Below are 6,284 nucleotides of genomic sequence, written 5' to 3'. Positions count from 1 at the left end.
ATGGCCCCCACGGTCATGCCGTCATGGGTGACGTAGGACGCCGAGCCCAGCCCGCCCTTGAGCGCACCCGCCGCCGCCCCGAAACCCGCGCCACAGGTTCCCAGCGGGAAGTGCTTGTCCGCATGAGTGGCCGCCCGTAGCGCGAGTTCCCGGTACGGGGGTGTCTCGCCCCAGCGCTTGTCCCCGCCGTTGGCCAAGTCGTAAAGCACCGCTGTCGGCACGATGGGCGATGGCGGAACGCCTGGCTGGCGCAACAGCGTAAAGCCACGGTCCCGCGCCCCCAACCAAGCGGCCACGCCGTCTCCGGCGGCCAGTCCGTACACCGATCCGCCCGACAGGACCACTGCGTCGACAGAGCGGACGAGGCAGGATGCACCGAGCGCGTCGGTGTCCCGCGTCCCCGGCCCGCCTCCCCTGACATCGACGGCCGCGGCAACCCGGTCGTCAGGAAGAATGACTGTCACGCCGGTGCAGGCCTGCGCATCATCGGCCTGCCCGACGCGCAATCCTTCGACGTCCGTGATGAGGTTGAGCGGGCCCGGGTGCCCGCGCGATGCGGCGTGTCGTTCCATGCTGGAGTCCGTGAGGGTGGATGGCGAGCCCATTGTAGGCCGCGCCTTCATGGCGCACCCGGCGCACCCCCGACCAGGGGGGCTTTTCGCAGCTCGCCGCGCCGCCCCGCTAATGCAGCTTGACGCGAGGCTGTGAGCGACGGCTCAGCGCCCGGCTCAGGGAACGCACGGTCGCGCCCCACAGGCCCAGCACTGCCGCGTAGTGAGACCAGTGGGTGACGGCGTACATCAGCCGGGCCATCCACCCCTCGACCAAGAGCTTGCGGCCAGTGAGGCTGCCCATCAGGCTGCCCACGCCTTCGCCGTGCCCGATCGAGACGAGCGACCCGAAATCCCGGAAACGGAAAGGCTGCGCCGGCGGCACTTCCCCACGCATGCGGGCCGACAGGAGCGGGACCAGATAGGAGGCCTGCTGGTGCGCGGCCTGGGCCCGGGCCGGCACCGTCTTGTCCGTTCCCAGCCACGGCGCGGCGGCGCAGTCGCCCATGGCGTAGATGTTTTCATCGGAGGTGCGCAGCGTCTCGTCCACCTTGACCTGCTGCATGGGGTTCATCTCGAGCCCCAAAGAACTGATCAGCGAAGGCGCCTTGATGCCGGCCGCCCAGACGCACAGGTCTGCTTCGAACACATGGTCCTGCGCGACCACGGCATCCGGCCTGACCTCCGATACCCGGCAATCGGCCACGACCTGTACGCCGCGCTCGACCAGCAGCGCTTCGGCCGCCCGCGCCACCCGCTCGGGCAGCGGCCCGAGGATGCGGGGCCCACCTTCGATGAGGGTGATGCGCAGCTTGTCCGGCGTCATGCCCGGCAACCCATACGCGGAGATCGTGCGTCCGGCCTCGTGCAGCTCCGCAGCCAGCTCGACGCCAGTCGCGCCGCCGCCGACGATCACGACGTTCACCCCCCCAGGCGTGATCGTGTCGGTGCGGGCAGACGCCCGGGCCATGGCCTTGAGCAGTTCGAGGCGGAAACGTTCGGCGGCCTCGGTCGTGTCCAACGAGATCGCATGCTGGTCGGCGCCGGGGGTGTTGAAGAAATTGCCTAGGCTGCCAACCGCGAGCACGAGTGTTTCATAGGGGATGGCGCGTTCGGGCAGGATGACCTCGCCTTCGGCATCGCGCAGCGCGGCCACGCGCAGTTCCTTCGCCTGGCGGTCGACCGAGACGATTTCGCCCAGGACGAAGCGAAAGCCGTTGTCATGCGCGAGCATGGCATAAGACAACCCGTCGCGATGGATGTCCACCGTGCCGGCGGCAACCTCGTGCAACGACGGCTTCCAGATATGAAAGGGCGCCGCGTCGACAAGGGTGACATGCTCGGGGCCGTGGCGCTTGCCCAGGCGAACTGCCAATTCCAGCCCTCCCGCGCCACCGCCCGCGATCACGATCCGATGCACTGCCGCTGACTTCATGGATGCCCCCTATGGCCGGCGCGCACGCCGGGCCGCTTGTGCCACCCCTTGCCTCAGCAGCCGGCGTGCCCGCCGCCCGCAGGCGAACCTAGAGGCCGGCGATCGACATTTCCGGCAACAGGATCGATCCGGTGGTCTTGGTGCCGCGGGTCAAGGTGTCCGCGCCCACGGCAGCTACGCTGCCGAACATATCCCGCAGGTTGCCGGCGATGGTGATCTCTTGGACGGCGTGCTGGATCTCGCCGTTTTCTACCCAGTATCCGAATGCACCACGCGAATAATCGCCGGTGACGTAATTGATGCCTTGCCCGATCAGCTCTGTGACGAGCAATCCCGTGCCGAGCTTGCGCAGCATTTCGCGAAAATCGTCCGACGGGCGGGTATGGCGCGAAGTGAGGATCAGGTTGTGCGACCCCCCAGCGTTCCCTGTGGTGACCATGCCCAGTTTGCGCGCGGTATAGCTGGAGAGGAAATAGCCTTGGATGACGCCGGCCTCGACCACCTTGCGCGCCTGCGTGCGCACGCCTTCGTCGTCGAACGCGGCGCTGCCCTGGGCGCCCCGGATGAATGGGTCTTCGAGCACGTCGATGTGCTCGGGGAAAACCTGCCGCCCCAGGCTATCGACGAGGAAACTCGATTTGCGATAGAGCGCGCCGCCGCTCAACGCCTGAGTGAGCGAACCCAGCAGCCCGCACGCAAGGGGCGCCTCGAACAGCACGGGATACCGGCCCGTGGGAATGCGGCGGGCGGACAGGCGGGACAGGGCCCGCTCCGCGGCATAGCGGCCGACCTGCGCCGGGTCGGCCAGCTTGCGCCAGTTCCGGTCGCTGGTGTACCAATCGTCGCGCTGCATGTTGTCGCCGCGGCCCGCGATGGGAGAAACCGACAGCGAATGGCGCGAATAGGGGTAGCCGCCCAGGAATCCGCGCGTGTTCCCCATGACGAAGTGACCTTCATAGGACGAGACCGATGCACCGTCCGAGTTGGTGATGCCTTTGTCGGTGGACAGTGCGGCGTCCTCGGCCTGCAAGGCCAGTTCGGCGGCTTCCTCGGGCGACAGCGGCCAGGGATGGTAGAGGTCCAGGTCGGGGAATTCGGTCGCCAAGAGGTCGGCTTCGGGCAGGCCTGCGGCCGGATCCTCGGCGGTATGCCGGGCGATGTGATAGGCGGCCTGCACGGTATCGCGCAAGGCTTGGTCGGAGAAATCCGAGGTCGAGGCCGACCCGCGGCGCTGCCCCACGTATACGGTGATGTCCAACGAGCGATCCCGCGTCTGTTCGACCGTCTCCAGCGAGCGCTTGCGGACCGTGACGGCCAGCCCCTGGCTCTCCGAGACCTCCGCTGCGGCATCGGTCGCGCCCGCCCGCTTCGCTTCCTCCAGCACTCGCTCGATCAACTGGCGGAACGTGGCTCGGTCTGCGAGCGCGGGACGAACGGCAGCGGTGGACGACGATTGCTTGCGGGGACGGGAAATGGCCATGGATGATTTCGATAGGGATTAGGCGGTCCGGAGGACGGCGAGGCTTTATGATAATGGATCCCCCAAGCGCTGCCGGCGCCTCGCCCCGGCGCAACTCTTTACGCTTATGTCTCGTTCCAAATATTTCGCTTCGCCCCTCGCGGCCGACCAAGAAGCCGGTCAAGAGGACGATCGGCGACCCAGCAAATCGCAGCTCAAGCGACAAATGGCAGCGCTGCAAGAACTCGGAGAACGGCTGGTCGCACTGCCCGACGTCAAGCTCCGGCAACTGCCGCTGGCCGAGCGGCTTTACGACGCCATACGCGAGGCCCAGCGCATCACCTCGCACGAAGGCAAGCGGCGCCAGCTGCAATACGTGGGCAAGTTGATGCGCGAAGCGCACGTGGAGCCGATCCAGGCCAAACTGGCCGAGTGGGACGGCGATTCGATGGAACAGATCGCGGCTTTCCACCAGCTCGAGCTGTGGCGCGACCGCCTCATCGACGATGACGAGCACTTCACCGCCTTCATGAACCTGTATCCCCACGCCGAAGCGCAGCCGCTGCGCGCCTTGATACGCGCGGCGCGCAAGGAACGGGCCGCCAACGCTGCGTTGCTGCCCGGCCGCGAGCCGCAGCGCAAGCACTACCGGGCGCTGTTCCAGGAAATCAAGCGCCTGCAGGCGCAGGCCGGGGCAACCCCGGCGCCCGGCGATGCGGACGACGAATAACCGATGACAGACACGCTGCCTGAAGGAATTCAGCCATGACGACTTCTGCCAAGCGCCTGGCGCGCAATCATCCCGACGAATTGCTATGCGGCCTGGTATCCATCAGCGATCGCGCCTCCGCTGGGGTTTATGCCGACGAGGGCATCCCCGCGCTCAAGACGTGGCTGGACGGCGCACTGCGCACGCCGGTCCAGTATGCCGAGCGGCTGATCGCGGACGACGCCGATACGATCTCTGCCACGCTGGTCGAATTGTGCGATGAACTCGGGTGCGACCTGATCCTGACCACGGGCGGCACGGGGCCAGCGCGGCGCGACGTTACGCCCGAAGCCACGCTCGCGGTGGCGACCAAGGAAATGCCCGGCTTCGGCGAACAGATGCGCCAGATCTCGCTGCGCTTCGTGCCCACTGCCATCCTGTCCCGCCAAGTGGCCGTGATCCGGGAACGCGGCACGTCGGCCGAAGACGGCGCCGCGCTCATCATCAATCTTCCCGGCCAGCCCAAGGCCATACGCGAAACCCTCGAAGGGCTGAGGAACACCGACGGAACCCTGCAAGTGCCCGGCATCTTCGCTGCCGTACCGTATTGCATCCAGCTCATCGGCGGTCCGTATATCGAGACCAACGAGTCGGTGTGCAAGGCGTTCCGCCCCAAGGCCGCGATCCGCAGCGCCACTTGACGCCCCCCACCTCCCGGAGAATGCCCCATGAGCGATACCTTGCTCGAATGCGTCGAGGTCGAAACCGGACCGAATCCGACCCGCGCCGTGATCTGGCTGCACGGCTTGGGCGCGGACGGCCATGACTTCGAGCCCATCGTCCCCGAGCTGGACTTGAGCGGCCTGCCGCCCATCCGCTTCGTCTTTCCGCATGCCCCCGTGCAGCCGGTCACCATCAACGGCGGCATGGCCATGCGCGCTTGGTACGACATCATCGTCAGCGATCTCGTCCGCCGCGAAGACGAAGCGGGCATCCGGGCCTCCCAGCGCCGCATCGAACACCTCCTCGCACGCGAGAATGAGAGGGGGATCCCGACCGAACACATCGTGCTGGCCGGATTCTCGCAAGGCTGCGCGATGACGCTGCACACTGGGCTGCGCCATGCGGCAAGGCTGGCCGGCCTCGTCGCGCTCTCGGGCTATTTGCCTCTGGCGGCCAGCTTCGCTGCCGAGCGCCATCCCGCCAATGCACGCACGCCCATCTTCATGGGCCACGGCACGGCAGATCCCATCGTCGCGATGGACAAGGCAATTGCTTCGCGCGATACACTTGAACGACTCGGCTACGAGGTGGAATGGCACGCCTATCCGATGCCGCACTCCGTGTGCGCGCCGGAAGTGGCCGACATCTCGGCATTCCTGCGCAGGACACTCGCTTGATGCCGATCAAGACATCCCGGCCCGATATATGGTGTACTGCATTCATCGATAACAACGGCCGCGCCGCCGAGCCGGGGTTCCAGCGGTCATCTTCGTGATCTTCAAGGAGCACACGCCATGTTCAAGAAAATCCTGATCCCCACCGATGGCTCGCCGCTGTCCGCCCAGGCCGCCAACGCGGGCGTCAGCTTTGCGCGGTCGGTCAACGCGGAAATCGTGGCCCTGCACGTGACCCAGCCCTTTGCCGCCACCATAGGCTTCGACGGCATGGCCGCCGCGTATGCGATCACCGACGATGCCTATGAAAAGGCGTCGGCCGAGCAAGCCGCAAAATACCTCGATGCCGTCACCAGCCGCGCCGACACGGCGGGCGTCAAGAGCACGGCGCTGTCGGTGTCCAATTTCAACGTGGCCGACGGCATCGTCCAGGCTGCGGCCGAGACCGGCTGCGACCTCATCTTCATCGGCAGCCACGGGCGCAGCGGCCTCTCGCGCCTGCTGCTGGGCAGCGTCACGGCCAAGGTGCTGTCGCTGGCCCACGTAGCGGTGCTGGTCTACCGCGTCAAGGAAGAGAAGAAAAAAGAGAAAGAGAAGGAAAAAACCGAGGACTGATTTCCCGGTCTCTTGGCCGATTGACATCCTCCCCGGCCTGAAGGTCGGAGATTCCTACGGCGCTCAGGAGCGGCATTGAGCCGCCCCTGAGTCGCTTCGGTGGGTTCCTGCTGCTGGC

At 66.6% G+C, this 6,284-nt stretch carries 7 protein-coding genes; 4 read left to right on the top strand and 3 right to left on the bottom strand.

Annotation, left to right across the window (positions count from 1 at the left end):
- The 3 genes from IRZ12_RS14525 to pmbA form a co-directional block, all read right to left on the bottom strand.
- A partial coding sequence (locus tag IRZ12_RS14525; protein WP_296469743.1) for a P1 family peptidase occupies positions 1–572 on the bottom strand: 572 nt, incomplete at its 3' end.
- A gap of 109 nt (positions 573–681) precedes the next feature.
- Entirely contained in the window at positions 682–1,986 is a 1,305-nt protein-coding gene (locus tag IRZ12_RS14520) for an FAD-dependent oxidoreductase (protein ID WP_296469740.1), read from the bottom strand.
- 88 nt (positions 1,987–2,074) lie between these two features.
- Entirely contained in the window at positions 2,075–3,466 is a 1,392-nt protein-coding gene (pmbA, locus tag IRZ12_RS14515; protein WP_296469736.1) for a metalloprotease PmbA, read from the bottom strand.
- A gap of 106 nt (positions 3,467–3,572) precedes the next feature.
- Between pmbA and yjgA the strand changes: the two genes are divergently transcribed.
- From yjgA to IRZ12_RS14495, 4 genes are all read left to right on the top strand, one after another.
- Positions 3,573–4,175 carry a ribosome biogenesis factor YjgA gene (gene yjgA, locus IRZ12_RS14510; RefSeq protein ID WP_296469733.1) on the top strand — a complete coding sequence of 201 codons (603 nt, stop codon included), beginning with the start codon at positions 3,573–3,575 and terminating at the stop codon, positions 4,173–4,175.
- Positions 4,176–4,210: 35 nt separating this feature from the next.
- Positions 4,211–4,855, top strand: a complete 645-nt coding sequence (mog, locus tag IRZ12_RS14505; protein WP_296469730.1) for a molybdopterin adenylyltransferase — start codon at positions 4,211–4,213, stop codon at positions 4,853–4,855.
- A gap of 27 nt (positions 4,856–4,882) precedes the next feature.
- Entirely contained in the window at positions 4,883–5,554 is a 672-nt protein-coding gene (locus IRZ12_RS14500; RefSeq protein WP_296469727.1) for a dienelactone hydrolase family protein, read from the top strand.
- A 117-nt stretch (positions 5,555–5,671) separates the two neighbouring features.
- Complete coding sequence (locus IRZ12_RS14495) at positions 5,672–6,166, top strand: universal stress protein (RefSeq protein WP_296469724.1); 495 nt, start codon at positions 5,672–5,674, stop codon at positions 6,164–6,166.
- Positions 6,167–6,284 lie beyond the last annotated feature (118 nt).

Origin of the sequence: Pigmentiphaga sp. (genome assembly GCF_019689535.1) — a bacterium.
In the GTDB taxonomy this organism is placed as follows: Bacteria; Pseudomonadota; Gammaproteobacteria; order Burkholderiales; family Burkholderiaceae_B; genus Pigmentiphaga.
The sequence above is the reverse complement of the archived record's forward strand: the minus strand, read 5'-3'. Positions and strand labels throughout refer to the sequence as shown.

Bases quoted from the DNA above. Each gene is read 5' to 3' on its own strand.
- IRZ12_RS14520 (WP_296469740.1), bottom strand. From the start codon at position 1,986: ATGAAGTCAGCGGCAGTGCATCGGATCGTGATCGCGGGCGGTGGCGCG.
- pmbA (WP_296469736.1), bottom strand. From the start codon at position 3,466: ATGGCCATTTCCCGTCCCCGCAAGCAATCGTCGTCCACCGCTGCCGTT.
- yjgA (WP_296469733.1), top strand. From the start codon at position 3,573: ATGTCTCGTTCCAAATATTTCGCTTCGCCCCTCGCGGCCGACCAAGAA.
- mog (WP_296469730.1), top strand. From the start codon at position 4,211: ATGACGACTTCTGCCAAGCGCCTGGCGCGCAATCATCCCGACGAATTG.
- IRZ12_RS14500 (WP_296469727.1), top strand. From the start codon at position 4,883: ATGAGCGATACCTTGCTCGAATGCGTCGAGGTCGAAACCGGACCGAAT.
- IRZ12_RS14495 (WP_296469724.1), top strand. From the start codon at position 5,672: ATGTTCAAGAAAATCCTGATCCCCACCGATGGCTCGCCGCTGTCCGCC.